Genomic DNA, 25,864 nt, shown 5'->3' with positions numbered 1-25,864 from the left:
CGGGTAAACCCGCTCCCACAGGATCTCCACAGCCCTCAAAGGCGGTGCTGTACCTGTGGGAGCGGGTTTACCCGCGAATAGGCCGGGACAGGTTAACGATCAGCGCTGCTTGCGGTTGGTAATCAGGGTACCCACGCCGCTGTCGGTGAAGATCTCCAGCAGCACCGCATTCGGCACGCGGCCGTCGATGATGTGGGAGCTATTCACACCGCCCTGCACGGCATCCAGCGCGCACTTGATCTTCGGCAGCATGCCGCCGTAGATGGTGCCGTCGGCGATCAGTTCATTGACCTGCTCGGTGGTCAGGCCGGTCAGTACCTCGCCCTGCTTGTCCATCAGGCCGGCGATGTTGGTCAGCAGCATCAGCTTCTCGGCCTTCAGCGCCTCGGCTACCTTGCCCGCCACCAGGTCGGCGTTGATGTTGTACGACTCACCGTTGGCACCCACGCCGATCGGCGCGATCACCGGGATGAAGTCGCCCTTCACCAGCATGTTCAGCAGGTCGGTGTTCACACTCACCACTTCGCCCACGTGGCCGATGTCGATGATTTCCGGGGTGGTCATCTCGGGCGTCTGGCGGCTGACGGTCAGCTTGCGGGCGCGGATCAGCTCCGCGTCCTTGCCGGTCAGGCCGATGGCGCTGCCGCCGTGGCGGTTGATCAGGTTGACGATGTCCTTGTTGACCTGGCCACCCAGCACCATCTCCACCACGTCCATGGTCGCCGAGTCGGTGACGCGCATGCCGTCGATGAAGTGGCTTTCGATCGACAGGCGCTTGAGCAGGTCGCCGATCTGCGGGCCACCACCGTGGACCACCACCGGGTTGATGCCCACAGCCTTCATCAGCACGATGTCACGGGCGAAGCCGGTCTTGAGCTCCTCGCTCTCCATCGCGTTGCCGCCGTACTTGATCACCAGGGTCTTGCCGACAAAGCGGCGGATGTAAGGCAGTGCTTCGGACAAAACCTCGGCTACATGGGAAGCGGCATCGCGATCGAGGGTCATGCAGGGCTCCTGTAAGGAACAGATAGTCGGTCAGAACGGCAGTTGCAGCTCAGGCTCAACCCGCAGCAACTGGGTACGGAAAACATCCTTGATACGTTGCAATTCGGCGTCGCTGTCAGCCTCGAAGCGCAGCACCAGCACCGGGGTGGTGTTGGAGGCGCGAACCAGGCCCCAGCCGTGGGCGTAGTCCACCCGCACACCGTCGATGGTGGTCAGGTTGGCTTCGCCCCAGTCGGCGTCGCGTTGCAGTGCATCAATGATGCTGAATTTACCCTCGTCGGTCACATCAATATTGATTTCCGGCGTGGAAATATCGTTCGGGAACGCGGCGAACAGGTTTTCGGCACTCTTCCCGGCCTTGCTGAGGATCTCCAGCAGGCGCGCGGCGCTGTAGATGCCGTCGTCGAAACCGTACCAGCGTTCCTTGATGAAGATGTGACCGCTCATCTCGCCGGCCAGCAGCGAGCCGGTCTGCTTCATTTTCTTCTTGATCAGCGAGTGGCCGGTCTTCCACATCAGTGCGCGGCCGCCGTGCTGCTCGATCAGCGGGGTCAGGCGACGGGTGCACTTCACGTCGAAAATGATCTCGGCACCCGGGTTGCGCGACAGTACGTCCTGGGCAAACAGCATCAGCAGGCGATCGGGGTAGACGATGCTGCCGGTGTTGGTCACCACGCCGACGCGGTCGCCGTCACCGTCGAATGCCAGGCCGATGTCGGCACCGGTTTCCTTGACCTTGGCGATCAGGTCTTCGAGGTTTTCCGGCTTGCCCGGGTCCGGGTGGTGGTTGGGGAAGTTGCCGTCGACTTCGCAGAACAGCGGGATCACTTCGCAGCCCAGGGCTTCGATCAGTTGCGGCGCGACCACGCCGGCGGCACCGTTGCCGCAGTCCACGACCACCTTGAGCTTCTTGGCCAGCTTCACGTCCTCGACGATCTGCTGGAAGTAGCGGTCAAGGATCTCGACCTTTTCCACGCGGCCTTCGGCGAGGGTCAGGTCGTTGGTTTTCAATCGGGTCAGCAGGGCCTGGATCTGTTCGTTGGCCAGGGTATCGCCAGCGATGACGATCTTGAAGCCGTTGTAGTCAGACGGGTTGTGGCTACCGGTCAGCATCACGCCGGACTTGCCGGCCAGCACGTTGGCTGCGTAATACAGGGCGGGGGTGGGCACCAGACCGACGTCGCTGACCTGGCAGCCGGCATCGACCAAGCCCTTGATCAGCTGTTCGACCAGCATCGGGCCGGACAGGCGGCCATCGCGGCCGACCGAAACCTGCGGTTCGCCCTGGGCCAGGCTCTGCGCGCCGATGGCGCGGCCGATCCAGTAGGCGGTTTCGGCGTGAAGGGTTTTGCCGACCACGCCGCGAATGTCATACGCGCGGAAAATGCTGTCTGGCAGTGCGGCGGGGACCAGGTGGGCCATGTCGTTCATCTCTGGAAGCTCCATTAGTCAAAGGCTTTCTGGGCAGGCGCAAACTGAACGCTTGGACGGTGGTTTCGCCAGAGAGTTCGCCATCCTTGGCCTGAACGGTCATTTCTCGGCTCAGTGGCTGCCGGAATGGCCGAAGCCGCCAGCGCCGCGCTGGCTTTCATCGAACGCTTCGACGATGTCGAAATGGGCCTGTACCACCGGTACCAGCACCAGCTGGGCAATGCGCTCGCCAACGGCGATGGTGAACGGTGTGTCGCCGCGGTTCCAGCACGACACCATCAACTCGCCCTGGTAGTCCGAGTCGATCAGCCCGACCAGGTTGCCCAGCACGATGCCGTGCTTATGGCCCAGGCCCGAGCGCGGCAAGATCACCGCCGCCAGGCCAGGGTCGCCGATGTAGATCGACAGGCCGGTGGGGATCAGCAGGGTCTGGCCTGGCTCGAGGATGGTGTCTTCCTTGAGCAGGGCGCGCAGGTCCAGGCCGGCGGAGCCGGGGGTGGCATACTGCGGCAGGGGGAATTCGGTGCCCAGGCGTGGGTCGAGGATCTTGGCTTGAAGAGCGTGCATGTAACTTATTGAACCTGATTGAGTCGTTCGGCGATGAAGGCGACCAGTTGCCGGGCAATCTTGCCCTTGCTGGTCTGCGCGAAGAGGGTCTGGTGCTGCTGGCGGTCGATCACGGTCAAGGCGTTTTCCTCGCTGTTGAAGCCGATGCTGGGGTTGGCCACATCATTGGCGACGATCAGGTCGAGGTTCTTGTCCTTGAGCTTGCGCGTGGCGTAATCGAGCAAGTGCTCGGTCTCGGCGGCGAAACCGACGCTGAACGGGCGGTCGGCGCGGCCAGCGATGGTGGCAAGGATATCGGGATTGCGCACCATCTGCAGCAGCATGCCGTCGCCGGTCGTAGGATCTTTCTTCAGTTTTTGCGTGGCAACGACTTCCGGGCGGTAGTCCGCAACCGCCGCAGAGGCGATGAACAGGTCGCACGGCATGGCCGCTTCACAGGCCGCGAGCATGTCCCGCGCGCTGACCACGTCGATACGGCTGACCCGGTCGGGGGTCGGCAGGTGCACCGGGCCAGTGACGAGGGTGACCCGAGCCCCGGCTTCGGCGGCCGCTTCAGCCAAGGCGAAGCCCATCTTGCCGGAGCTATGATTGGTGATGTAGCGCACCGGGTCGATGTTTTCCTGGGTCGGGCCGGCAGTGATCAGCACGTGCTTGCCGGTCAGGGCCTGGCGCTTGAAGCTTTCCGCGGCACACCAGGCCAGGTCGGTGGCTTCGAGCATGCGGCCCAGGCCGACGTCGCCACAGGCCTGGCTGCCGGACGCTGGGCCGAACACCTGGATGCCCCGGCTCTTGAGCAGTTCGAGGTTGGCCTGGGTGGCCGGGTCGCGCCACATGGCCTGGTTCATGGCCGGGGCCACGGCGACAGTGGCATCGGTAGCCAGTACCAAGGTGGTCAGCAGGTCGTCGGCCATGCCTTGGGCCATGCGCGCCATGAGGTCGGCGGTGGCCGGGGCGATCAGCACCAGGTCAGCCCACTTGGCCAGTTCGATGTGGCCCATGGCCGCTTCGGCGGCAGGGTCGAGCAGGTCCATGTGCACCGGGTGGCCTGACAGCGCTTGCAGGGTTAGCGGGGTGATGAACTCTGCACCACCACGGGTCATGACGACGCGCACCTGCGCGCCGTGCTCCAGGAGTCGGCGAATCAGTTCGGCGCTTTTGTAGGCGGCAATGCCGCCACCCACGCCGAGAACGATGCGCTTGCGATACAGCCGCTGCATAGGCTTGCCTTTTTCCAGTGAGAGCGGGCGACGACGTTTGAAAATGCCTGCGGCGGAACGTCGCATGTACGAGGCGAAATAGATTAACACAGGGCCGAAATGGGCCGCAGCAAGGGCAGAGGAGCGGGATGAATATCAGGGAGTGGCCGGCTGCAGAGCGGCCGAGGGAGAAGTTGCTGCAGCGCGGGGCCGGAAGCCTGACGGACGCGGAATTGCTGGCTGTATTTCTCGGTTCAGGTGTGCGAGGGCGCAATGTCGTGGAGCTGGCGCGAGGTCTGCTCGTGAAGTTCGGGGGGTTGCGCCAGTTGCTGGAGGCCGACCGAGAGGCCTTCGTCGGCGAGCTTGGGTTGGGCCCGGTGAGGTACAGCCAGCTGCAGGCGCTGCTGGAGATCGGGCGCAGGCACCTTGCAACTTCGATTGAGCGTGAATCCGCGATGGACAGCCCGGCAACGGTGAGGCGCTATTTGAAAGCGATGCTGCGACATGAAGTCAGCGAGGTGTTCGGGTGCCTCTTTCTCGATACCAAGCACAGGCCGTTGGCGTTTGAAATCCTCTTCCGAGGCACGATAGATCGGGCCAGCGTCTACCCGCGGGAAGTGGTGCGGCGGGCATTGCTGCATAACGCAGCGGCCTTGATCCTGTGCCACAACCACCCCTCGGGCAACAGTGAGCCCAGCCAGGACGATGTGCATTTGACCCTGTCGTTGAAGCGGGGGCTGGCGTTGATCGATGTGCGGGTGCTGGATCACATCATCATCGGTGACGGGGAGCCGCTGTCGATGGTCGAGCATGGGTGGATTGTGGCCTGATGGAAAACTGGAGCTTTGTGCTGCCAGTACCGGCCCTTTCGCGGGTAAACCCGCTCCCACAGGGATAGCGCCATGTTGAAAGTTGGCGCGGTCCCTGTGGGAGCGGGTTTACCCGCGAAGAGGCCGGTGCAGGCTTACTTGTTCACAGACACCTTGCTGAAATCCAACCGCCCGAACGGGCTCACCTGATACCCCTCGACCCCTTGGCGCAGCAGGGCCGCCGCCGTCGGGTGCGCCAGCGGCACCCACAGCGCCTGTTGCTGAATCAAGGTTTGCGCCTGCTGGTAAAGCCGGCTGCGCACACTCTGGTCGTTGGTGGTGCGCCCGGCGCTGATCAACTGGTCCAGGCGGCTGTCGCAGAAGCGTGCGAAGTTGGTCCCCGACTTCACCGCGGCGCAGGAAAACTGCGGGCTGAGGAAGTTGTCCGGGTCGCCGTTGTCGCCCGCCCAGCCCATGAACAGCAGGTCATGCTCGCCCGCCTTGGCGCGACGGATCAGCTCGCCCCACTCGATCACGCGGATCTCGGCCTTGATGCCGATCTTGGCCAGGTCGGCCTGCAGCATCTGCGCACCGAGGCTGGGGTTGGGATTGAGCAGGCTGCCCGACGGGCGGGTCCAGATCGTGGTGCTGAAGCCCTCGGCCAGGCCGGCCTTTGTCAGCAGGGCCTTGGCTTTCTTCAGGTCCAGCGGGTAGCCGGGCAGGTCCTTGGCGTAGCTCCAGGTATTGGGCGGGTAGGGGCCGTTGGCGGCCACCGCGGAGTCTTCGAACACGGCCTTGAGGTAGGCCTGCTTGTCGAAGGCCAGGTTGATGGCCTGGCGCACCTCCGGCTTGTCCAGCGGCGGGTGCTGGCTGTTGATGGCGACGAAGGCGGTCATGAACGCCGGGGTGGTGGCCACCTTGAGGTTGCCGTCCTTGCCAGCTTCGGCAATGTCCAGCGGCTTGGGCGACAACGCGACCTGGCACTCGCCGCGCTTGAGCTTCTGCAGGCGCACGTTGGCATCGGTGGTGATGGCGAAGATCAGCGGGTCGACCGCCGGCTTGCCGGCGAAGTAGTCAGGGTTGGCGCGATAGCGTACTACGGCGTCCTTCTGGAAGCGCTGGAAGATGAACGGCCCGGTGCCGATCGGCTGGCTGTTGAGCTTCTCCGGCGTGCCGGCCTTGAGAAGTTTGTCCGCGTACTCTGCGGAGTAGATCGATGCGAAGCCCATGCTCAACGTGGCCAGGAACGTGGCGTCCGGGTGGTTGAGGGTGAAGCGCACGGTGTTTGGCGCGGGTGCCTCGATCGCCTTGATCAGGCTGCCTAGTTGCAGCGACTGGGCATGCGGGTAGCCGCCCGGCGCGGTCTTGTGCCAGGCATGGGCGGGGTAGAGCATGCGCTGGAAGCTGAACAGCACATCGTCGGCGTTCAGTGGGCGGCTTGGCTTGAAGTAGGCGGTGGTGTGGAAGTTCACATCATCGCGCAGGGTGAAGTCGTAGATCAGGCCGTCGGCCGATACCGTCCAGCTGGCCGCCAGGCTCGGCACCACCTTGCCTTGCGCCGCGTCGAACTCCACCAGGCGGTTCATCAGCACATCGGCTGTGGCGTTGGTGGTGGTCAGTGAGTTGTACTGCACCACGTCGAAGCCTTCGGGGCTGGCCTCGCTGCAGACGCTCAGCGGGGCGGCCTGGGCAACGCTGGCGGCGATCAGGGCGCCTGCGGCGAACAAGGAGTTGAACAATAAGGAAAGGGCGGCGGCACGCATAGTGGCTCCTTGGCTGTCAGTGGCCCATCTGCCAGTGCAGTCTGGAAAAGGCCTACCCTAGTGTGCCCGTCGGGAAATGACCACACCCTTTTTTACAAAATTGGCGACGAGCGGTCGACGGCTGGCGGGGCCTGCCGCTATGCTGGCCCGGCGCGTCGGGGCTCGTGTCAATATTCATCTAATGTTGTTGCGGTCGAGTCTTTCTGGTATAAAGCAGCGCTCTTTTCTAGGGGCTCGGCCTGTCGCATCAGCGAATGCGGCCGATAAGACCTCCAGAATCACGGCGCCCAGGCGCCAAAGACTGAGAGATTAAGCGGCCAACCCATGCCGGGTTGGGCATGTGGTTTTAGAGGGCTGAGTCATGTCGAGAGTCTGTCAAGTTACTGGTAAGGGTCCAGTAACCGGGAACAACATTTCCCACGCAAACAACAAAACCCGTCGTCGTTTCCTGCCGAACCTGCAGCACCACCGTTTCTGGGTTGAATCCGAGAAGCGTTTCGTGCGTCTGCGCGTATCTGCCAAAGGCATGCGCGTTATTGACAAGCGTGGTATCGACGTAGTGCTGGCCGAGCTGCGCGCTCGCGGCGAAAAGTTCTAAGGAGAACGTCATGCGTGAATTGATCCGTCTGGTTTCGAGTGCTGGCACTGGCCACTTCTACACCACCGACAAGAACAAGCGCACCACTCCGGACAAAATCGAGATCAAGAAATACGATCCGGTTGTTCGCAAGCACGTGGTGTACAAGGAAGCCAAGATCAAGTAATTGATCGGCGACCTGAAAAAACCCGCCTCCGAAAGGATGCGGGTTTTTTTATGCCTGCAAGAAAGCCTGGGCTGCAAAGCAGCCCCAGAGGCTTACTTCTGCTCGAACATCACATAGATCTTGCGGCAAGGCTCCAGCACCTCCCAGGTGCCCTTGAAGCCGGCCGGGATGACAAACCGGTCACCGGCACGCAGGGTCTTGGCTCCGCCGTCCTGGTCACGCAGCACCGAAACGCCCTGGACGATCTCGCAGTACTCATGCTCCGTGTAGTTCACCGTCCACTGCCCGACCTCGCCTTCCCACACGCCCGCGGCAAACTGCCCGCACGGGCTGGAATAATGATTGTAGACCGCCTGGTCTGGCTCGCCCTTGAGGATTTTTTCCGCCGCCGGGCGGTAGCGTTCGGCCTCGGTAATGACCTGCGCGAAGTCGATTATGCTGTCGATACTCATGGTTCGGCTCCTGTTGTTGTTTAATAAAATGCACATGAGTAGGCTTTTGAGCCTTTCGTGTCAAATATATTGATAGTTTACACCGGCTGGTTTAGGGTGTCGGTAGCCAAAATGCCCTCGACGCTGGGGCAGAATTCTGACAACGCCTGTGAGTCCTCAGTGCGGCGTTGCACCTAAACAAGAGGAGGAGTTTCGTATGACCACCCTGACTCGTGCGGACTGGGAACAACGTGCCCAGCAACTGAAGATCGAAGGCCGTGCCTTCATCAACGGCGAATACACCGATGCCGCATCTGGTGAAACCTTCGAGTGCCTGAGCCCGGTCGACGGACGCTTCCTGGCCAAGGTTGCCAGCTGCGATCTGGCCGATGCCAACCGCGCTGTGGAAAACGCCCGTGCCACCTTCAACTCCGGCGTGTGGTCGCAGCTGGCCCCGGCCAAGCGCAAGGCCAAGCTGATCCGCTTCGCCGACCTGCTGCGCAAGAACGTCGAAGAGCTGGCGCTGCTGGAAACCCTGGACATGGGCAAGCCGATCGGCGACTCCTCCAGCATCGACGTACCTGGCGCGGCCAATGCCATCCACTGGACTGCCGAAGCCATCGACAAGGTCTACGACGAAGTCGCCCCGACCCCGCATGACCAGCTCGGCCTGGTCACCCGCGAAGCGGTGGGTGTGGTCGGTGCCATCGTACCGTGGAACTTCCCGCTGCTGATGGCCTGCTGGAAGCTCGGCCCGGCCTTGGCCACCGGTAACTCGGTAGTGCTCAAGCCGTCCGAAAAGTCGCCGCTGACGGCCATTCGCATCGCCCAGCTGGCCATCGAAGCCGGTATCCCGGCTGGCGTGCTGAACGTGCTGCCAGGCTACGGCCACACCGTGGGCAAGGCCCTGGCCCTGCACATGGACGTCGACACCCTGGTATTCACCGGTTCGACCAAGATCGCCAAGCAGCTGATGGTTTACGCGGGCGAATCGAACATGAAGCGCATCTGGCTGGAAGCCGGCGGCAAGAGCCCGAACATCGTCTTCGCTGACGCTCCGGACCTGCAAGCTGCCGCCGAAGCTGCCGCCAGCGCCATCGCCTTCAACCAGGGCGAAGTGTGCACCGCCGGCTCGCGCCTGCTGGTCGAGCGTTCGATCAAGGACAAGTTCCTGCCGATGGTGGTCGAGGCCTTGAAAGGCTGGAAGCCAGGCAACCCGCTGGACCCACAGACCACTGTCGGTGCCCTGGTCGACACCCAGCAGATGAACACCGTGCTGTCGTACATCGAGGCTGGCCACAAGGACGGCGCCAAGCTGCTGGCCGGCGGCAAGCGCACCCTGGAAGAAACCGGTGGCACTTATGTCGAGCCGACCATCTTCGACGGCGTGACCAACGCCATGAAGATCGCTCAGGAAGAAATCTTCGGCCCGGTGCTGTCGGTGATCGCCTTCGATACCGCCGAAGAAGCCGTCGCCATTGCCAACGACACGCCGTATGGCCTGGCCGCTGGCATCTGGACTTCGGACATCTCCAAGGCCCACAAGACCGCCCGCGCCGTGCGTGCTGGCAGCGTCTGGGTCAACCAGTACGACGGTGGCGACATGACCGCGCCGTTCGGTGGCTTCAAGCAGTCGGGCAACGGCCGTGACAAGTCGCTGCATGCGCTGGAGAAGTACACCGAGCTGAAGGCGACCTGGATCAAGCTGTAATCCAGGGGGCCGCCTAGCGGCCCATTCGCGGGTAAACCCGCTCCCACAGGTACTGCACCGCTCTCAAGGGCGGTGGTGTACCTGTGGGAGCGGGTTTACCCGCGAATGGGCCATGGAAAATTCTTGGCCTGGGAGGCTGCAATGCGTTGGGGTACCTACTTCGCCGTACTGGCATCGGTGCTAAGCGTCGGGCTGGCACTCGGCGTGAGCATGCCGCTGGTATCCCTGCGCCTGGAGGCCTGGGGCTACGGCAGCTTCGCCATCGGTGTGATGGCCGCGATGCCGGCGCTGGGCGTGCTGGTAGGTGCCAGTCTGGCCAGTCGCCTGGCCGGCTGGGTCGGTGTGCCCTCGGCCATGCGCCTGTGCCTGTGGGGCGGGGCGCTGTCGATCGGCCTGGTCGCACTGTTGCCCAGCTACCCGTTGTGGCTACTGCTGCGGTTGCTGATCGGTATGTCGCTGACCGTGGTGTTCATACTCGGCGAAAGCTGGATCAATCAGCTGGTAGTCGAGCAATGGCGTGGCCGCCTGGTGGCGTTGTACGGCAGCAGCTATGCCCTCAGCCAGCTCGCCGGACCGCTGCTGCTGGGCTTTCTCGGCTCGGATGACGACTTCGGCTTCTGGGCCGCTACCGGCCTGCTGCTGGTGGCGCCGCTGATTCTCCTGGGCCGTGGCGGGGCACCCAGCACAGAGGCCTGCAGCGTCACCTTCGGCGACCTGTTCGCCTTCTGCCGGCGCTTGCCGGTGATCGCCTGGGCCATTGCCCTGTTTGCCTCGTTCGAGGCAATGATCCTGACCTTGCTGCCGGTGTATTGCCTGCAACAGGGCTTCAGCACCGAAATCGCCCTGTTCATGGTCAGTACCGTGGTGGTGGGCGATGCAGTGCTGCAACTGCCCATCGGTGCGCTGGCCGACCATATGTCGCGGCGCGCCCTGTTCACCGGTTGTGCGGTGACCCTGCTGGTGTCCAGCCTGGCGATTCCGTTGCTGCTGCATTCACCGGCGATCTGGCCGCTATGGGTGCTGTTCGGGGCCAGTGCAGGGGGCTTGTTCACCTTGTCGCTGGTGCTGATTGGTGAGCGCTACCGGGATGATGCGCTGGTGCGGGCCAACGCCCATGTGGCGCAGCTGTGGGGTATTGGCTGCCTGCTCGGGCCGCTGCTGGCCGGGGCCGGCAGCCAGTGGATCAGCGGGCATGCGTTGCCGTTGCTGATGGCTGCGGGGGCTGCGGGGTTGGTGGTGTTGACCCGGCGGCGCGGGGCGTTTGAGCCTGCTTCTGCCTGATGGATTTTGGGGCCGCTTTGCAGCCCATCGCGACGCAAGGCCGCTCCTACAGGAGATACGCGATCCCATGTAGGAGCGGCCTTGCGTCGCGATGGGCTGCAAAGCAGCCCCAAAATCGCCGCTACAACATCTTCTCCAGGCCAACCGCCTTGCTGATCCAGGCATTGAACCGCCGCCAAATCCCGCCCGGTTCGGATGTGAGCATGCGCCGCCTGCCATTTTCCTCGGTCACCCACACCATCTGGTTACCCACCAGCGTCGGCTGGTAGCTCAAGGCCGGGGCCATGCCCTGTACCGCCAGCGCGCGGGTGTACTCGGCCAGCTCCGGGCTGTCCACCAGCACCCCGACCTCGGTATTCCACAACACTGAACGCGGGTCGAAATTGAACGAACCGATGAAGGTCTTGCGCCGGTCGAACACGATCGCCTTGCTGTGCAGGCTCGAGTCGGAGCTGCCATGGAAGCTCAAGCTGTGTCTGGCGCTGGGGTCACCGGGTTGGCGGCGCAGTTCGTACAGCTGCACGCCATGCTCCAGCAGCGCCCGCCGGTATGGTGCATAGCCGCCATGCACTGCCGGCACGTCGGTGGCCTCCAGCGAGTTGGTCAGCAGCTTGACCGAGATACCCGCGTCGGCGCTGTGGGTGAGGTACAGCAGGCCGGACTCGCCGGGCACGAAGTACGCCGATACCAGGATCAGCTCGCGTTGCACCTTGCTCAAGTCAGGAGCCAGTTGCTGGGTCAGCAGTAGTTGCGGGTCCGGTTCGTCATCGGCCAGCACCTTGCTCGGCGCATCCCACAGCGCCTGGGCATGGGCCCATATCAGTTCGTTGCGCCACACATCCAGGCGCGGCTGCGACTGGTAGGCCATCAAGCGGTCATACAGGGCTTTGCGCTGGGTCCTGGCTTCGGCGAGAGAAATTTCCAGGCGATGGCGGCTGGCGCGCAGGTCGCTGGCATCCGGGTCGCGCCAGAGAAAGTCGGTAATCGGCCGGCTCAGGGCGCTGTTCCAGTATTGGTCGAAACTGTGGCCAAGCTGTTCGGCCACCGGGCCGACACCCAGCAAGTCGATGTCGGTGAAGTTGAGGTTGGGTTCGGCATCGAAATACTCATCGCCCAGGTTGCGCCCGCCGACGATGGCCATGCTGTTGTCCACCAGGAACAGTTTGTTGTGCATGCGCCGATGCTGGCGCGACAGGTTGAACAGGCGGCCCACCGCGCGCGTCACGCCGGTGCTGCGGCCCAAGTGTAGCGGGTTGAACACCCGTATCTGGATGTTCGGGTGGGCATCGAGGGTGCCCATGATGACGTCCAGGCCATCGCTGGTGGTGTCGTCGAGCAGGATGCGCACACGTACGCCACGGTCGGCGGCGCGCAGCAGTTCATGCACCAGAGCGCGGGTGCTGAGGCCATCGTGGACGATGTAGTACTGCAGGTCGATGCTCGCCTGGGCGTTGCGGATCAGTTCGGCACGGGCGCGGAACGCCTCGTTGCTGTTGGGCAGCAGGCGAAAGCCCGAGCGGCCGTCGTACGGCGCGGCCTGGCGCAGTACCGAGCGGCCGAAGGCCGAGTCGTTGGCGGGTAACGCCTGGCTGGTTTCGCGGGGCGTGCCGACGCTGGCACAGCCGGCAAGACCAAGCAGTAGCACCAGCAGCAGAGGCAGGGCTCGCTGGAGTCTCAAGGGTGGATCGTCCTGTGCAGCAAAGGCTTAAATGGTTGGACCGTGGCGGGCGGCGCAAAGTTACGCGCCGGCGCTTTCTTCTTCCAGTAGACGAAGGGCGGTTTCACCAACCCTGCGCACGGCAGCTTCGATCTGCGGCGTGGGCCGTGCGGCGAAGTTCATGCGCAGGCAGTGGCGGAACTTGCCCGAGGCCGAGAAAATACTGCCCACGGCAACCTGCACGTCCTGCTCCAGTAAAGCCCGGTTCAGGCGCAGCGTATCGAAATGTTCGGGTAATTCCACCCACAGCATGAAGCCACCTTGCGGTCGACTGACCCGGGTGCCCGCCGGGAAGTAGCGGGTCACCCAGTCGCTCATCAGGTCGCGGCCACGCTGGTACTGGCTGCGCATGCGCCGTACGTGGGGCTGGTAGTGCCCGCCGGCGATGAAGTCGGCAATGGCCAACGGCGGCTGGCTGGCCGTGCTTCCGGTGCTGATGTATTTCATGTGCAGCACCCGCTCCAGGTAACGACCGGGCGCTACCCAACCAACCCGCAGGCCGGGGGCGAGGGTCTTTGAGAAAGAGCTGCAGAGCAACACGCGCCCGTCGTCGTCAAACGACTTGACGGTGCGTGGGCGCGGGTAGGTGTAGGCCAGGTCGCCGTATACATCATCTTCCAGGATGGCCACATCGTAGCGCTGGGCCAGGCTCAGCAGTGCCTTCTTGCGAGCCTCGGGCATGATGTAGCCGAGAGGGTTGTTGCAGCTGGGGGTGATCTGGATGAGCTTGATCGGCCACTGCTCCAATGCCAGCTCCAGTGCCTCCAGGCTGATGCCGGTAACCGGGTCTGTGGGGATTTCCAGGGCTTTCATGCCCAGGCCCTTGAGGGTTTGCATGGCGCCGTGGAAGCTGGGGGAGTCGACCGCGACGATATCGCCCGGCTCGCATACCGCTCGAATGCTGCAGGACAGCGCCTCATGGCAGCCAGTGGTAATCACCAGGTCGGCCGGGCCAAGGCGGCAGCCGGAGTCGAGCATCAGCCGTGCCACCTGTTCGCGCAGGGCCATGTTGCCGTGGATGTTGTCGTAGTACAGCCCGGGCATGTCCTGCCGCCGGCTCAGTTGGGCAAGGCTGCGCAGCAGTGGCTTGAGGGTGGGGCTGTCGATGTCGGGCATGCCGCGACCGAGTTGAATCACGCCCTGGCGTGGGGTACTGCGCACCAGCTCGAGCACCTGCTCCCATTGCGAGATGTCCACCGGGCGCTGGGCCGGGCGGCTGACGGCGGGCAGGGCCGGCAGGTGGCGGTGGTCGTTGACGAAGTAGCCGGACTTGGGCCGGGGCGAGACCATGCCGCTGTCTTCCAGCATGCGGTAGGCCTGCTGCACGGTGCTCAGGCTGACCCCGTGCTCCACACTCAGGGCGCGCACTGACGGCAGGCGCTGGCCGGGGCGGTAGAGGCCCTGTTCGATACGGGCACCGAGCAGTTCGGCGAGGTTCAGGTAAAGGGTCACGGCATACTCCTGCGCTGCAATAGCGTGGCGACCGGTACAGTTGCGCTGAAAATACAGCATTCAGTCGGCCTGCGGCCAATTCTGTATGGGAATAATAAGGCTGTATTGGATCTGTATTGCCGGTGCTTTCGACGCGCATGCTTTCTCCACAGTATCAACTGAACGAGAGGATGCGGTGATGGGTGGCATGAGCGATGTGCGCTTGCAACTGTTGGCCAAGGAACTGGAAGCCGGGCAGCAAGCCAAGGTATTCAACGCGCCGAAAGGGTTGGGGCGTTGGGGGCTGATGCTGCATCGCTGGCACACCCGCAGGGCGCTGCTGCAGTTGACTGATGACGAGTTGCGCGATATCGGGCTGAGCTGGGAGCAGGCCCGGGCCGAAGGGCGTAAGCCCTTCTGGAAGGACTGATGCGATCGTTGTGGGAGCGGCCTTGTGTCGCGAAAGGGCCGCACAGCGGCCCCAGGATATTTGCATCACTGCATGAATTGCCGGGGCTGCTTCGCAGCCCTTTCGCGACACAAGGCCGCTCCCACAAGGGGCAGTGCGCAGCTTTCAGATCAGCTCTTTCAGGCGATGCCACAGCATCCCCAACGCCAGCAGCGGCGAGCGCAGGTGCTGGCCGCCGGGGAAGGTGATGTGTGGCACCTTGGCAAACAGGTCGAAACGCCCGCTTTCCTGGCCGCTGATGGCCTCGCCGAGCAGGCGTGCAGCCAGGTGGGTGGCGTTGAGCCCATGGCCGGAGTAGGCCTGGGCGTAATACACGTTCGGCTGGCTTGCCAGGCGGCCAACCTGCGGCAGGCGGTTGGCGCCGATGCCGATCATGCCGCCCCACTGGTAGTCGATGCGCACGTCGGCCAGTTGCGGGAACACCTTGAGCATCTTCGGCCGCATATAGGCGGCGATGTCCTTCGGGTCGCGGCCCGAATAGTGGCAGGCACCGCCGAACAACAGGCGCTGGTCGGCGGACAGGCGGTAGTAGTCCAGTGCCACGCGCTGGTCACATACCGCCATGTTCTGCGGTAGCAGCGAACGGGCACGTTCTTCGCCCAGTGGCTCGGTGGCGATGATGTAGCTGCCGGCTGGCAGCACCTTGCCGCCCAACTCGCGGTTGAGGTCGTTATGGTAGGCGTTGCAGCACAGCACCAGGGTTTTGGCGCGTACCCGGCCTTGGGCGGTGTGCACCTGTACTTCCGGGCCGTAGTCGATGCGTGTGACCTCGGACTGCTCGAACAGCTTCACGCCCAGGCGGCTGGCCACGGCAGCCTCACCCAGGGCCAGGTTGAGCGGGTGCAGGTGCCCGGAGCCCATGTCGACCAGCCCGCCGACATAGCAGTCGGCGCCGACCACGCTGTGGATATCGTCCTTGCCGACCAGGCGCAGTTCATGTGCGTAGCCAAGGCTGCGCAGTTCTTCAGCATCCTCGGCAAAGCCCAGCAGCTCGGCGGGTTTGTTGGCCAGGTCGCAGTAACCCCAGGTCAGGTCGCAGGCGATGGCATGCCTGTCGACGCGCTCGCGGACGATCTGCACCGCTTCCAGGCCCATCAGTTTCAGGCTGCGCACGCCTTCCTCGCCGATGATCGGTAGGAATTGCTCCAGGCCGTGGCCGACGCCACGGATCAGTTGCCCACCATTGCGCCCGCTGGCGCCCCAACCGAGCTTGCGCGCCTCCAGCAGGATGACCGAAAAGCCGCGCTCGGCCAGTTCGATGGCGGTGTTCAGGCCCGAGTAGCCGCCGCCAACGATACACACATCGGCGCTGTGCTCGCCCTGCAGGAAGGAGTGGTCGGGGTGTGGCGCGCTGCTGGCGGCGTAGTAGGAGGCGGCGTGCTGCGCGCTGTGGATCATTGGGCAGGTCCTGAGGCTGGTGGGCTGAGGGGAGGAGGATAAGCCGGGGTAGGGTGGTGGGCAACAAGGCGAGGGCTGCGCCTGCGAATGGGCCTATAATCTGGCCAATTTCCTAGTTTTGAACCCAGCCATGTCCTGCAACCGCCACAAGATCCACTTCCTGCGCGAACTCATCCCTTCCTTCGAGTGCGAGCCCGGCTGCCACGACTGCTGCGGCCCGGTCACCACTTCGGCGGAAGAAATGGCCCGCCTGCCGCGCAAGTCCCAGGCCGAGCAGGACGCCGCCCTGGAGCGCCTGGACTGTGTGCACCTGGGCCCCAACGGCTGCACGGTGTATGAAGAGCGCCCGATGATCTGCCGCCTGTTCGGCACCACCCCGCGCCTGGCCTGCCCGCGTGGCCGTGGCCCTGAACAGATGATCGAGCCCGCTGCCGAGCAGCTGGTCCACCAGTTCATTGCCACCACCCGCCAAGTGCTGGTCTGACTTCAGTCCGGGATCGGCAGGCAAAGGCTCTCCTTCACCTCTTCCATCACGATGTAGCTCTTCGATTCGCGCACGTGCGGCAGCTTCAGCAGGATGTCGCCGAGCAGTTTGCGGTACGAGGCCATCTCGGAAATACGCGCCTTCACCAGGTAGTCGAAGTCGCCTGAAACCAGGTGGCATTCCAGCACGTGGGGCAGTTTCAGCACCGCGCGGCGGAACTCCTCGAAGGTGTCGCCCGATTTGTAGTCCAGGCTGATTTCCACGAACACCAGCAGGCTGCCCTTGAGGTGCTGCGGGTTAAGGCGGGCGTTGTAGCCCATGATGATGCCCTCGCGCTCCAGGCGGCGGACCCGCTCGGTGCAAGGGGTGGTGGAAAGCCCAACTTTCTCGCCCAGTTCGGTGAAGGAAATACGCCCGTCATTCTGCAGGATACGCAGGATGTTACGGTCGATCTTGTCCAGTTCACGCTTGCTCTGGTGCTGGGTTCTCATAGGGGATGCCCCTCCGTGAAAGGCGATTTTGCCGAGAATTCTCGCCAATAATAGGCTTTTATATAGTGAATTGCACTGCCTTCAAATTCCTATACTGCGCGCATTCATGCCATTTCAATAAAAGTCTGCGGCGCGCCGCGTGCGAGGGATAAAACGATGCGAGTTCTGGTACTTGGTAGCGGTGTGATCGGAACCGCCAGTGCCTACTATCTGGCCCGGCAAGGTTTCGAAGTAACGGTGGTCGATCGCCAGCCGGCGGTGGCCATGGAAACCAGCTTTGCCAACGCCGGCCAGATCTCGCCCGGCTATGCCTCGCCCTGGGCCGCCCCAGGCGTGCCGCTGAAGGCCATCAAATGGCTGCTGGAGCGCCACGCGCCCCTGGCTATCAAGCTCACCGGCGACGTCGACCAGTACCTGTGGATGGCACAGATGCTGCGCAACTGCACCGCCAGCCGTTACGCGGTGAACAAGGAGCGCATGGTGCGCCTGTCCGAGTACAGCCGTGATTGCCTCGACGAACTGCGCGCCGAAACCGGCATCGCCTACGAAAACCGCAGCCTGGGCACCACCCAGCTGTTCCGTACCCAGGCCCAGGTGGATGCCGCGGCCAAGGACATTGCCGTTCTGGAGCAGTCCGGCGTGCCTTACGAGCTGCTTGACCGCGACGGCATTGCCCGCGTCGAACCGGCCCTGGCTGGCGTCAAGGACATCCTGGCCGGCGCCCTGCGCCTGCCAAACGACCAGACTGGCGACTGCCAGCTGTTCACCACCAAGCTTGCCGAAATGGCCGTGAAGCTGGGCGTGGAGTTCCGCTTCGGCCAGGACATCCAGCGCCTGGACTTCGCGGGTGACCGCATCAATGGCGTATGGATCGACGGCAAGCTGGAAACCGCCGACCGCTACGTGCTGGCGCTGGGCAGCTACTCGCCGCAGATGCTCAAGCCGCTGGGCATCAAGGCCCCGGTGTACCCGCTGAAGGGCTACTCGCTGACCGTGCCGATCACCAACGCCGACATGGCCCCGACCTCGACCATTCTCGACGAGACCTACAAGGTTGCCATTACCCGTTTCGACAACCGTATCCGCGTCGGCGGCATGGCTGAGATCGCCGGTTTTGACCTGTCGTTGAACCCGCGTCGGCGCGAAACGCTGGAGATGATCGTCAACGACCTTTATCCTCGCGGCGGTGATCTGAGCCAGGCTAGCTTCTGGACCGGCCTGCGCCCGGCGACCCCGGACGGCACGCCGATCGTTGGTGCCACGGCGTTCCGCAACCTGTTCCTGAACACCGGTCACGGTACTTTGGGCTGGACCATGGCGTGCGGCTCCGGTCGCCTGCTGGCCGACCTGATTGCGCGCAAGAAGCCGCAGATCAGTGCCGAAGGCCTGGACATTTCCCGTTATGGCAACAGCCCGGAAGTGGCCAAGCACGGGCAGACTGCGCCGGCTCACCAGCAGTAATAGCCTGCACCGGCCTCTTCGCGGCTAAAGCCGCTCCCACAGGGATCGCATGTGCTTGGGCATTGTGCGGTCCCCTGTGGGAGCGGCTTTAGCCGCGAAGAACCCAACACCGTTTTCAACCTGTGAACCACCATAAGGCAGCCGCCATGCGTCCCGCCCGCGCCCTGATCGACCTCCAGGCCCTGCGCCACAACTACCGTCTGGCCCGTGAACTGACCGGTTCCAAAGCCCTCGCCGTGATCAAGGCCGACGCCTACGGCCACGGCGCCGTGCGCTGTGCCCTGGCCCTGGAGGCCGAAGCCGACGGCTTTGCCGTGGCCTGCATCGAAGAAGCGCTGGAGCTGCGCGCCGCCGGTATCAAGGTCCCGGTGCTACTGCTGGAAGGTTTCTTCGAAGCCAGCGAACTGGCCCTGATCGCCGAGCACGACCTGTGGTGTGTGGTGCACTCGCTGTGGCAACTGGAAGCGATCGAAAAGACCCAGCTGCACAAGCCGCTCACCGTCTGGCTCAAGCTCGACAGCGGCATGCACCGCGTCGGCCTGCACCCCAAGGACTACCACGAGGCCTACCAGCGCCTGCTGGCCAGCGGCAAGGTCGCGCGCATCGTGCTGATGAGCCACTTCGCTCGCGCCGACGAACTGGATGCCGACGCTACCGCCCAACAGATCGCCGTGTTCGAGGCCGCCCGCCAGGGCCTGGCCGCCGAGTGCAGCCTGCGCAACTCCCCCGGTGTGCTGGGCTGGCCGCAGGCCCCCAGCGACTGGGTGCGCCCGGGCCTGATGCTGTACGGTGCCACACCGTTCGAAGTGGCCCAGGCCGAGGCCGAGCGCCTGCAACCGGTGATGACCCTGCAATCGCGGGTGATCAGCGTGCGCGAACTGCCTGCCGGCGAGCCGGTGGGCTATGGCGCCAAGTTCGTCAGCCCACGGCCAACCCGCGTTGGTGTGGTTGCCATGGGCTATGCCGATGGCTACCCGCGCCAGGCGCCCAACGGTACCCCGGTGCTGGTCGCTGGCAAGCGCACACAACTGATCGGCCGAGTATCGATGGATATGCTCAGCATCGACCTGACCGACGTGCCGGAAGCCACCGTCGGCAGCCCCGTCGAACTGTGGGGCAAGCATGTGCTGGCCAGTGAGGTGGCTGCGCACGCGGGTACCATTCCGTACCAGATTTTCTGCAACCTGAAGCGAGTACCGCGGGACTACATCGGCGAATGACACGCTGAAGCGGACAGGTTGAAGGGCGGTGTGTTGTAAATACTGAACGGCATTGCCATGATATCGTTCACATCCACCCCCCTTTCCACCGTTTCAGGAGGCTCCAGCTTTGGACGTCGGCGAACGACTGCAAGCCATCCGCAAGCTCAAGGGCCTGTCCCAGCGTGAACTCGCCAAGCGTGCCGGCGTGACCAACAGCACCATCTCGATGATCGAGAAGAACAGCGTGAGCCCGTCGATCAGCTCGCTGCGCAAGGTGCTGAGCGGCATTCCCATGTCGATGGTCGAGTTCTTCTCGGTCGAACTGGAACCTGAAAGCCCCACGCAGATCGTCTACAAGGCTCATGAGCTGATCGATATCTCCGACGGTGCGGTGACCATGAAGCTGGTCGGCAAGTCGCACCCCAACCGTGCCATCGCCTTTCTCACCGAGGTGTATCCACCGGGTGCCGACACGGGCGCCGAAATGCTTACCCATGACGGTGAAGAAACCGGCATCCTGCTCGAAGGCCGCCTGGAGTTGGTGGTCGGCAACGAGATCTTCATCCTTGAAGAGGGCGACAGCTACTACTTCGAAAGCACCCGCCCGCACCGCTTTCGCAACCCGTTCGACCGGCCGGCGCGGCTGATCAGTGCGGCGACGCCTTCAAACTTTTGATCCAGCGCAGTGCATTGATTCGGCAATACCCCTTTCCCGTGTGGGGTCGTTTCACGGCATCTGGGTTCCCGCTATACTTTTCAACGCTCGCCGATCCGTGGCCGCGAGCGTGATTAGCCACCATGAGGGTGTTCGCGTGAACCAAATCAAGAAGATGCTGGCCGTACCAGCAGCCGTATTCGCCCTCTGGGCAATGAGCGCAACCGCTGCGACCAACGATGACATCGTCAAGCGCCTGGAGCCGGTTGGCCAGGTGTGCGTCCAGGGCCAGGAGTGCAAGGGCATGGAAGTGGCCGCCGCCGCAGGTGGCGGTGGTGCCAAGACGCCGGACGAGATCATCGCCAAGCACTGCAATGCCTGCCATGGCTCCGGCCTGCTCGGCGCACCGAAGATTGGCGATACCGCGGCGTGGAAGGAACGCGCCGACCACCAGGGTGGCCTGGACGGCATCCTGGCCAAGGCCATTACCGGCATCAACGCCATGCCACCGAAAGGCACCTGCGCAGACTGCTCGGATGACGACCTGAAAGGGGCGATCAAGAAAATGTCCGGGCTGTGAGAAACAGCTGAATTGCATGAGGCCCGCCATTGATGGCGGGCTTTGTTTTTGTGGTGCCTGTGCCGGCCCTTTCGCGGCTAAAGCCGCTCCCACAGGTACAGTGCAGGCTTCAAGGATTGTGGGGCCCCTGTGGGTACTCACAGGTGCAGCACAGGACTCAAGGGCAGTGAGGTCTCTGTAGGAGCGGCTTTAGCCGCGAAAGGGCCGGCACAGGCAACCAACCCACCAAAGCCCATGTCCAACCCCTGAACCCATGGATGTCTCAGGAGGCCCCGATGCACCTCTGCTCCATCGACCAGGCCGTCGAGCAAGTCCTGTCGCGCCTGCCAGCCCACATCCACATGGGCCTGCCGCTGGGCCTGGGCAAGCCCAACGCCTTCGTCAATGCGCTTTACGCCCGCATCCGCGAGCTGCCCGAACGGCGCCTTACTATCTACACCGCCCTGTCCCTCGGCCGCCCGCCACTGGGCGATGGCCTGCAGCGGCGCTTTCTCGAGCCCTTCGTCGAGCGCGTCTTCGCCGACTATGAAGAACTTACCTACCTCGCCGACCTGCGCAACGACAGCCTGCCGCCGAACATCCAGGTGGAACAATTCTTCATGCAGCCCGGCAGCCTGCTGCACAGCGATTCGGCCCAGCAAAGCTACATCAGCAGCAACTACAGCCACGCAGCACGTGACATCAACGCCAAGGGCCTGAACCTGATCGCGCAGTTGGTGGCCGCCACGCCCGAGAGACCGGTGCACCTGAGCCTGGCCTGCAACCCCGACATCACCCTCGACCTGCTGCCGATGATCGCCAAGCGCCGCGCTGCCGGCGAGACCATCCTCATGCTCGGCCAGGTGCATGCCGAGCTGCCTTACATGCCGGGTGACGCCGAGCTACCCATCGATACGTTCGACCTGCTGATCGATACAGCCGAGCAACGCCGCCTGTTCTCCACGCCGAACATGCCGGTCAACACCCAGGACCACTGCATCGGCCTGCACGCCAGCAGCCTGGTTCGCGACGGCGGCACGCTACAGATCGGCATTGGTGCCATGGGCGATGCGGTAGCTGCCGCATTGCTGGCGCGCCAGGGTGACAACGCCGGTTATCGTGCTGTGCTCGACGCGCTGGGTGTTGGCTCGTGGCAAGCGTTGATCGAACGGGAAGGGGGCCTGGATACCTTCGCCCAAGGCCTGTACGGCTGCAGCGAGATGTTCGTCAACGGCTTGCTGGCGCTGGCCGAAGCGGGCCTGTTGCGGCGCCCGGCGGACGAGCAGGTGGCGGCAGTGCTGCATGGCGGTTTCTTCCTCGGCCCCCAGGCGTTCTACCAGCGCTTGCGCGACATGCCGCTGGAACAGCGCGCACAGTTTGCCATGACTCGTATCAGCTTCATCAACGAGCTGTACGGGCAGGAGGAGCTCAAGCGCCGCCAACGCCGTGATGCGCGCTTCATCAACAGCGTATTCGGCATGACCCTGCTCGGCGCTGGGGTGGCTGACCAGCTGGAGGATGGCCGAGTACTCAGTGGCGTGGGCGGGCAGTACAACTTCGTTGCCCAAGGCCATGCGCTGGAGGGCGGGCGTTCGATCCTGCTGCTGCGCAGCTGGCGTGAGGCGGGCGGGGAGGTGACCTCGAACCTGTTCTGGAACTATGGCCATTGCACCATCCCCCGGCACCTGCGCGATATCGTGGTGACCGAGTACGGCATTGCCGACCTGCGTGGGCAGACCGACAGCGAGGTGATTGCGCGGTTGCTGGCGGTATGTGATTCGCGGTTCCAGCAGGGGCTGATCGAGCAGGCAAAGGATGCCGGCAAGCTGGCCAAGGATTTTCAACTGGAGGCGTGCTTTACCGACAATACGCCGCAGCGGCTGGAGGCGATCAGGGCGCGGCATTCGCGGTTGTTTCCGGAGTATCCGCTGGGCACGGACTTTACGGCTGAAGAGCGGGATTTGCTGCGGGCGCTGAACTGGTTGAAGAGCAAGTTCAAGCTGAGCGAGGTGCTGGAGCTGGGCAAGGCAGCGCTGGATGCGCCGGGGCCCGAGGGCTACGCGAGGCATCTTGTGCGGATGCAGCTGGATCAGCCGCAGGGGCTGAAGGAAGAGCTTTACCAGCGGTTGCTGCTGGCGGGTTTACAGGCTGCAAAATAAACACTCGGACATACTGTCCCCTGTGGGAGCGGGTTTACCCGCGAATGCGATGGCGCATCCCAAATCGCATTCGCGGGTAAACCCGCTCCCACAGAGATCGCGTAGCGGCCTTATTCGATGAAGGACACCACACCACCTTCCAGCGACTTCACCCGGGCCAGCGACTCGACGCGATAGCCCTGGCTGTCCAGCTCGGCACGGCCGCCCTGGAACGACTTCTCGATCACGATACCCAGGCCGGCCACGGTGGCGCCGGCCTGCTTGATGATCGAGATCAGGGCCTGCGACGCCTTGCCATTGGCCAGGAAGTCGTCGATCACCAGCACGCGGTCGCTGCTGTTCAGGTGACGCGGCGAGATGGCCACGGTGTTCTCGGTCTGCTTGGTGAAGGAATACACCGAGGCGGTCAGCAGGTTCTCGGTCAGGGTCAGCGACTGGTGCTTGCGGGCGAAAATCACCGGCACGCCCAGCTTCAGGCCAGTCATCACCGCCGGGGCAATGCCCGAGGCTTCGATGGTGACGATCTTGGTCACGCCCGCGTCGGCGAACAGGCGGGCGAACTCGTCACCGATCAGCTGCATCAGCGCCGGATCGATCTGGTGGTTGAGAAACGCGTCGACTTTGAGAACCTGATCGGAAAGCACGATGCCTTCTTCGCGAATCTTCTGATGCAGTGCTTCCACTTTGTTTTCCTCGATGTAGCAAAGGTGGCCGCAAATAGCGGCAAAGTTAAAGAGTAATGGTTGATCAGCGTTTGAGCATTGCCCGGATATCGGCCAAGGCGTTGTTGCCCCGTGCAGCCTTTACCTCGACCGGCGCATCGTCCAGGCCTTCCCAGGCCAGGTCGTCCGGTGGCAGTTCGTCGAGGAACCGGCTGGGCGTGCAGTCGATGATTTCACCGTACTGCTTGCGCTTGGCGGCGAAGGTGAAGGCCAGGGTCTGGCGCGCGCGGGTGATGCCCACGTAGGCCAGGCGGCGTTCCTCTTCGATGGTGTCGGCCTCGATGCTGGAGCGGTGCGGGAGGATTTCCTCTTCCATGCCCATGATGAACACGTATGGGAATTCCAGGCCCTTGGAGGCATGCAGGGTCATCATCTGCACACCTTCGGCGTTCTCTTCCTCTTCCTGCTGGCGCTCGAGCATGTCGCGCAGCACCAGCTTGCCGATGGCGTCCTCGATGGTCATGTCACCCTCTTCGTCCTTCTCGAGGGTGTTCTTCAGCGCTTCGACCAGGAACCAGACGTTGCTGATGCGGAACTCGGCCGCCTTGTCGCTGGCGGTCTGCTGGCGGATCCAGTTCTCGTAGTCGATATCGCGGATCATCTCGTGCAGCGCGGCAATCGGGTCTTCCAGGGCAACCTTGTGGCGCACCCCGTCCAGCCAATGCTTGAAGCGCTGCAAGCGCTCGGTATAGCGGGCGTCCAGATGCTCGCCCAGGCCAAGCTCCTCGCTGGCGGCGTACATCGAAATACCGCGTTCGGTGGCGTAGTTGCCGAGCTTTTCCAGGGTGGTGGAACCGATCTCGCGGCGCGGTACGTTGATCACCCGCAGGTAGGCGTTGTCATCGTCCGGGTTCACCAGCAGGCGCAGGTAGGCCATCAGGTCCTTGACCTCCTGGCGGCCGAAGAAGCTGTTGCCGCCCGACAGGCGATATGGCACCTGGTGGTGCTGCAGCTTCAGTTCGATCAGCTTGGCCTGGTAGTTGCCGCGGTAGAGGATGGCAAAGTCGCTGTACGGGCGGTTGGTGCGCAGGTGCAGGGTGAGGATTTCCATGGCCACGCGTTCGGCCTCGGCTTCCTCGTTCTTGCAGCGGATGACGCGGATCTCGTCGCCCACGCCCATCTCGCTCCACAGCTGCTTCTCGAACGCGTGCGGGTTGTTGGCAATCAGCACGTTGGCGCAGCGCAGGATGCGGCTGGTGGAGCGGTAGTTCTGCTCCAGCATCACCACCTTCAGGGAGGGGTAATCCTCCTTGAGCAGCATCAGGTTTTCCGGCCGGGCGCCACGCCAGGCGTAGATCGACTGGTCGTCGTCGCCTACCACGGTGAACTGGTTGCGCATGCCGATCAGCATCTTCACCAGCAGGTACTGGCTGGCGTTGGTGTCCTGGTATTCGTCCACCAGCAGGTAGCGCACGCGGTTCTGCCAGCGCTCCAGCACATCGGGGTGCTCCTGGAACAGCTTGACCGGCAGCAGGATCAGGTCGTCGAAGTCCACCGCGTTGAACGCCTTGAGCGTGCGCTGGTAGTGGGTGTAGACGATGGCGGCAGTCTGCTCGCGCGGGTTGCGCGCCTTCTCCAGGGCCTCGGCGGGCAGGATCAGGTCGTTCTTCCAGGCACCGATCATGTTCTTGATCTCGTCGATGCCGTCGTCGCCGGAGTATTCCTTCTGCATGATGTCCGACAGCAACGCCTTGATGTCGGACTCGTCGAAGATCGAGAAACCCGGCTTGTAGCCCAGGCGCTCGTGCTCCCTGCGGATGATGTTCAGGCCCAGGTTGTGGAATGTGCACACAGTCAGGCCGCGGCCTTCCCCCGGGCGCAGCAGGGTGGCGACCCGTTCCTTCATCTCGCGGGCGGCCTTGTTGGTGAAGGTCATCGCCACGATGTACTGGGCACGGATGCCGCAGTTCTGGATGAGGTGGGCAATCTTGCGCGTGATCACGCTGGTCTTGCCCGAGCCTGCACCGGCGAGCACCAAAAGAGGGCCGCCGACATAGTCACGGGCTTCCTGCTGCCGGGGATTGAGTCGGGACATGCTAGAAACCGGGGGTCGCCAGAAAATAGCCGCGCATTCTAACAGGCATGGGGCGTTTGTGGCGCGACCGTCTGACGTCTGAGTCAAATATGTAAACGGGATTTGCCGGCTGGCGCAGTTTCG

General features: G+C 63.4%; 24 protein-coding genes. 12 read left to right on the top strand and 12 right to left on the bottom strand.

The genetic code is table 11. The features are described 5' to 3' along the window. Positions 1–99 precede the first annotated feature (99 nt). The 4 genes from argB to coaBC all read right to left on the bottom strand — a co-directional run bounded on the left by argB (position 100) and on the right by coaBC (position 4,220). The gene (gene argB / locus KDB76_RS28260; protein WP_003258198.1) at positions 100–1,005 is read right to left on the bottom strand and encodes an acetylglutamate kinase; all 906 of its coding nucleotides are present in this window, start codon (positions 1,003–1,005) and stop codon (positions 100–102) included. 30 nt (positions 1,006–1,035) lie between these two features. Then, complete coding sequence (locus KDB76_RS28255; protein WP_024087915.1) at positions 1,036–2,436, bottom strand: phosphomannomutase/phosphoglucomutase; 1,401 nt, start codon at positions 2,434–2,436, stop codon at positions 1,036–1,038. A 111-nt stretch (positions 2,437–2,547) separates the two neighbouring features. Continuing rightward, on the bottom strand, positions 2,548–3,003 hold the full coding sequence (dut, locus tag KDB76_RS28250; protein ID WP_023661280.1) for a dUTP diphosphatase: 456 nt from the start codon (positions 3,001–3,003) through the stop codon (positions 2,548–2,550). Between the two features lie 5 nt (positions 3,004–3,008). Further along, positions 3,009–4,220: a bifunctional phosphopantothenoylcysteine decarboxylase/phosphopantothenate--cysteine ligase CoaBC gene (gene coaBC / locus KDB76_RS28245; protein ID WP_003253409.1), complete on the bottom strand. Its 1,212-nt coding sequence runs from the start codon at positions 4,218–4,220 to the stop codon at positions 3,009–3,011. A gap of 128 nt (positions 4,221–4,348) precedes the next feature. Here coaBC and radC point away from each other — a divergent pair, with 128 nt between their 5' ends. Next, positions 4,349–5,029 (top strand): DNA repair protein RadC, encoded by a 681-nt coding sequence (radC, locus tag KDB76_RS28240; protein ID WP_023661279.1) that lies wholly within the window; start codon positions 4,349–4,351, stop codon positions 5,027–5,029. Between the two features lie 134 nt (positions 5,030–5,163). Here radC and KDB76_RS28235 read toward each other — a convergent pair whose 3' ends face one another. Continuing rightward, positions 5,164–6,771: an ABC transporter substrate-binding protein gene (locus tag KDB76_RS28235; RefSeq protein WP_024087914.1), complete on the bottom strand. Its 1,608-nt coding sequence runs from the start codon at positions 6,769–6,771 to the stop codon at positions 5,164–5,166. A 361-nt stretch (positions 6,772–7,132) separates the two neighbouring features. Between KDB76_RS28235 and rpmB the strand changes: the two genes are divergently transcribed. Together rpmB and rpmG are read left to right on the top strand one after the other, a co-directional pair. Beyond that, on the top strand, positions 7,133–7,369 hold the full coding sequence (gene rpmB, locus KDB76_RS28230) for a 50S ribosomal protein L28 (protein ID WP_003258972.1): 237 nt from the start codon (positions 7,133–7,135) through the stop codon (positions 7,367–7,369). A 10-nt stretch (positions 7,370–7,379) separates the two neighbouring features. Beyond that, positions 7,380–7,535: a 50S ribosomal protein L33 gene (gene rpmG / locus KDB76_RS28225; RefSeq protein ID WP_003253507.1), complete on the top strand. Its 156-nt coding sequence runs from the start codon at positions 7,380–7,382 to the stop codon at positions 7,533–7,535. Positions 7,536–7,627: 92 nt separating this feature from the next. On the opposite strand, the gene KDB76_RS28220 is transcribed toward rpmG, so the two are convergent. Then, the gene (locus tag KDB76_RS28220) at positions 7,628–7,987 is read right to left on the bottom strand and encodes a cupin domain-containing protein (protein WP_003258971.1); all 360 of its coding nucleotides are present in this window, start codon (positions 7,985–7,987) and stop codon (positions 7,628–7,630) included. Positions 7,988–8,183: 196 nt separating this feature from the next. On the opposite strand from KDB76_RS28220, the gene KDB76_RS28215 reads away from it, so the two are divergent. Then, positions 8,184–9,677 (top strand): aldehyde dehydrogenase, encoded by a 1,494-nt coding sequence (locus KDB76_RS28215; RefSeq protein WP_013974786.1) that lies wholly within the window; start codon positions 8,184–8,186, stop codon positions 9,675–9,677. Positions 9,678–9,818: 141 nt separating this feature from the next. Continuing rightward, entirely contained in the window at positions 9,819–10,958 is a 1,140-nt protein-coding gene (locus tag KDB76_RS28210; RefSeq protein ID WP_023662014.1) for an MFS transporter, read from the top strand. Positions 10,959–11,079: 121 nt separating this feature from the next. Here KDB76_RS28210 and KDB76_RS28205 read toward each other — a convergent pair whose 3' ends face one another. Then, positions 11,080–12,636, bottom strand: a complete 1,557-nt coding sequence (locus tag KDB76_RS28205; protein WP_015272325.1) for a phospholipase D family protein — start codon at positions 12,634–12,636, stop codon at positions 11,080–11,082. 60 nt (positions 12,637–12,696) lie between these two features. Then, positions 12,697–14,127, bottom strand: a complete 1,431-nt coding sequence (locus KDB76_RS28200; protein ID WP_162472730.1) for a PLP-dependent aminotransferase family protein — start codon at positions 14,125–14,127, stop codon at positions 12,697–12,699. Between the two features lie 178 nt (positions 14,128–14,305). Between KDB76_RS28200 and KDB76_RS28195 the strand changes: the two genes are divergently transcribed. After that, the gene (locus tag KDB76_RS28195) at positions 14,306–14,536 is read left to right on the top strand and encodes a DUF1127 domain-containing protein (protein WP_024087912.1); all 231 of its coding nucleotides are present in this window, start codon (positions 14,306–14,308) and stop codon (positions 14,534–14,536) included. Between the two features lie 144 nt (positions 14,537–14,680). Here KDB76_RS28195 and KDB76_RS28190 read toward each other — a convergent pair whose 3' ends face one another. Continuing rightward, entirely contained in the window at positions 14,681–15,973 is a 1,293-nt protein-coding gene (locus tag KDB76_RS28190; protein ID WP_024087911.1) for an FAD-binding oxidoreductase, read from the bottom strand. A 130-nt stretch (positions 15,974–16,103) separates the two neighbouring features. Between KDB76_RS28190 and KDB76_RS28185 the strand changes: the two genes are divergently transcribed. Further along, positions 16,104–16,457 carry a YkgJ family cysteine cluster protein gene (locus KDB76_RS28185; protein WP_013974780.1) on the top strand — a complete coding sequence of 118 codons (354 nt, stop codon included), beginning with the start codon at positions 16,104–16,106 and terminating at the stop codon, positions 16,455–16,457. A gap of 2 nt (positions 16,458–16,459) precedes the next feature. Here KDB76_RS28185 and dadR read toward each other — a convergent pair whose 3' ends face one another. Next, positions 16,460–16,948, bottom strand: coding sequence for a transcriptional regulator DadR (gene dadR / locus KDB76_RS28180; RefSeq protein WP_003258963.1), 489 nt, complete (start codon positions 16,946–16,948; stop codon positions 16,460–16,462). 156 nt (positions 16,949–17,104) lie between these two features. Here dadR and dadA point away from each other — a divergent pair, with 156 nt between their 5' ends. From dadA to KDB76_RS28155, 5 genes are all read left to right on the top strand, one after another. Next, entirely contained in the window at positions 17,105–18,409 is a 1,305-nt protein-coding gene (gene dadA / locus KDB76_RS28175; RefSeq protein WP_013974779.1) for a D-amino acid dehydrogenase, read from the top strand. Positions 18,410–18,555: 146 nt separating this feature from the next. Beyond that, the gene (gene alr / locus KDB76_RS28170; RefSeq protein ID WP_024087910.1) at positions 18,556–19,629 is read left to right on the top strand and encodes an alanine racemase; all 1,074 of its coding nucleotides are present in this window, start codon (positions 18,556–18,558) and stop codon (positions 19,627–19,629) included. Positions 19,630–19,738: 109 nt separating this feature from the next. Continuing rightward, on the top strand, positions 19,739–20,287 hold the full coding sequence (locus KDB76_RS28165) for a cupin domain-containing protein (RefSeq protein WP_013974777.1): 549 nt from the start codon (positions 19,739–19,741) through the stop codon (positions 20,285–20,287). 154 nt (positions 20,288–20,441) lie between these two features. Beyond that, positions 20,442–20,846, top strand: coding sequence for a c-type cytochrome (locus KDB76_RS28160; protein ID WP_038410508.1), 405 nt, complete (start codon positions 20,442–20,444; stop codon positions 20,844–20,846). Positions 20,847–21,121: 275 nt separating this feature from the next. Continuing rightward, positions 21,122–22,984: an acetyl-CoA hydrolase/transferase C-terminal domain-containing protein gene (locus tag KDB76_RS28155; protein WP_024087908.1), complete on the top strand. Its 1,863-nt coding sequence runs from the start codon at positions 21,122–21,124 to the stop codon at positions 22,982–22,984. A gap of 110 nt (positions 22,985–23,094) precedes the next feature. Here the strand turns inward: KDB76_RS28155 and KDB76_RS28150 are convergent, their stop codons facing one another. Together KDB76_RS28150 and rep are read right to left on the bottom strand one after the other, a co-directional pair. Beyond that, complete coding sequence (locus KDB76_RS28150; RefSeq protein WP_003253535.1) at positions 23,095–23,667, bottom strand: xanthine phosphoribosyltransferase; 573 nt, start codon at positions 23,665–23,667, stop codon at positions 23,095–23,097. A gap of 64 nt (positions 23,668–23,731) precedes the next feature. Then, positions 23,732–25,741: a DNA helicase Rep gene (rep, locus tag KDB76_RS28145; protein WP_015272320.1), complete on the bottom strand. Its 2,010-nt coding sequence runs from the start codon at positions 25,739–25,741 to the stop codon at positions 23,732–23,734. Between the last annotated feature and the right edge of the window lie 123 nt (positions 25,742–25,864).

Origin of the sequence: Pseudomonas sp. JS425, assembly GCF_018223845.1 — a bacterium.
GTDB classification, from domain to species: Bacteria; Pseudomonadota; Gammaproteobacteria; order Pseudomonadales; family Pseudomonadaceae; genus Aquipseudomonas; species Aquipseudomonas asiatica.
The sequence above is the reverse complement of the archived record's forward strand: the minus strand, read 5'-3'. Positions and strand labels throughout refer to the sequence as shown.

Bases quoted from the DNA above. Each gene is read 5' to 3' on its own strand.
- rpmB (WP_003258972.1), top strand. From the start codon at position 7,133: ATGTCGAGAGTCTGTCAAGTTACTGGTAAGGGTCCAGTAACCGGGAAC.
- KDB76_RS28155 (WP_024087908.1), top strand. From the start codon at position 21,122: ATGCACCTCTGCTCCATCGACCAGGCCGTCGAGCAAGTCCTGTCGCGC.
- KDB76_RS28185 (WP_013974780.1), top strand. From the start codon at position 16,104: ATGTCCTGCAACCGCCACAAGATCCACTTCCTGCGCGAACTCATCCCT.
- KDB76_RS28235 (WP_024087914.1), bottom strand. From the start codon at position 6,771: ATGCGTGCCGCCGCCCTTTCCTTATTGTTCAACTCCTTGTTCGCCGCA.
- KDB76_RS28220 (WP_003258971.1), bottom strand. From the start codon at position 7,987: ATGAGTATCGACAGCATAATCGACTTCGCGCAGGTCATTACCGAGGCC.
- rpmG (WP_003253507.1), top strand. From the start codon at position 7,380: ATGCGTGAATTGATCCGTCTGGTTTCGAGTGCTGGCACTGGCCACTTC.
- dadA (WP_013974779.1), top strand. From the start codon at position 17,105: ATGCGAGTTCTGGTACTTGGTAGCGGTGTGATCGGAACCGCCAGTGCC.
- radC (WP_023661279.1), top strand. From the start codon at position 4,349: ATGAATATCAGGGAGTGGCCGGCTGCAGAGCGGCCGAGGGAGAAGTTG.
- coaBC (WP_003253409.1), bottom strand. From the start codon at position 4,220: ATGCAGCGGCTGTATCGCAAGCGCATCGTTCTCGGCGTGGGTGGCGGC.
- KDB76_RS28195 (WP_024087912.1), top strand. From the start codon at position 14,306: ATGGGTGGCATGAGCGATGTGCGCTTGCAACTGTTGGCCAAGGAACTG.
- dut (WP_023661280.1), bottom strand. From the start codon at position 3,003: ATGCACGCTCTTCAAGCCAAGATCCTCGACCCACGCCTGGGCACCGAA.
- alr (WP_024087910.1), top strand. From the start codon at position 18,556: ATGCGTCCCGCCCGCGCCCTGATCGACCTCCAGGCCCTGCGCCACAAC.
- KDB76_RS28210 (WP_023662014.1), top strand. From the start codon at position 9,819: ATGCGTTGGGGTACCTACTTCGCCGTACTGGCATCGGTGCTAAGCGTC.
- KDB76_RS28215 (WP_013974786.1), top strand. From the start codon at position 8,184: ATGACCACCCTGACTCGTGCGGACTGGGAACAACGTGCCCAGCAACTG.
- KDB76_RS28255 (WP_024087915.1), bottom strand. From the start codon at position 2,436: ATGAACGACATGGCCCACCTGGTCCCCGCCGCACTGCCAGACAGCATT.
- argB (WP_003258198.1), bottom strand. From the start codon at position 1,005: ATGACCCTCGATCGCGATGCCGCTTCCCATGTAGCCGAGGTTTTGTCC.
- rep (WP_015272320.1), bottom strand. From the start codon at position 25,741: ATGTCCCGACTCAATCCCCGGCAGCAGGAAGCCCGTGACTATGTCGGC.
- dadR (WP_003258963.1), bottom strand. From the start codon at position 16,948: ATGAGAACCCAGCACCAGAGCAAGCGTGAACTGGACAAGATCGACCGT.
- KDB76_RS28190 (WP_024087911.1), bottom strand. From the start codon at position 15,973: ATGATCCACAGCGCGCAGCACGCCGCCTCCTACTACGCCGCCAGCAGC.
- KDB76_RS28160 (WP_038410508.1), top strand. From the start codon at position 20,442: ATGCTGGCCGTACCAGCAGCCGTATTCGCCCTCTGGGCAATGAGCGCA.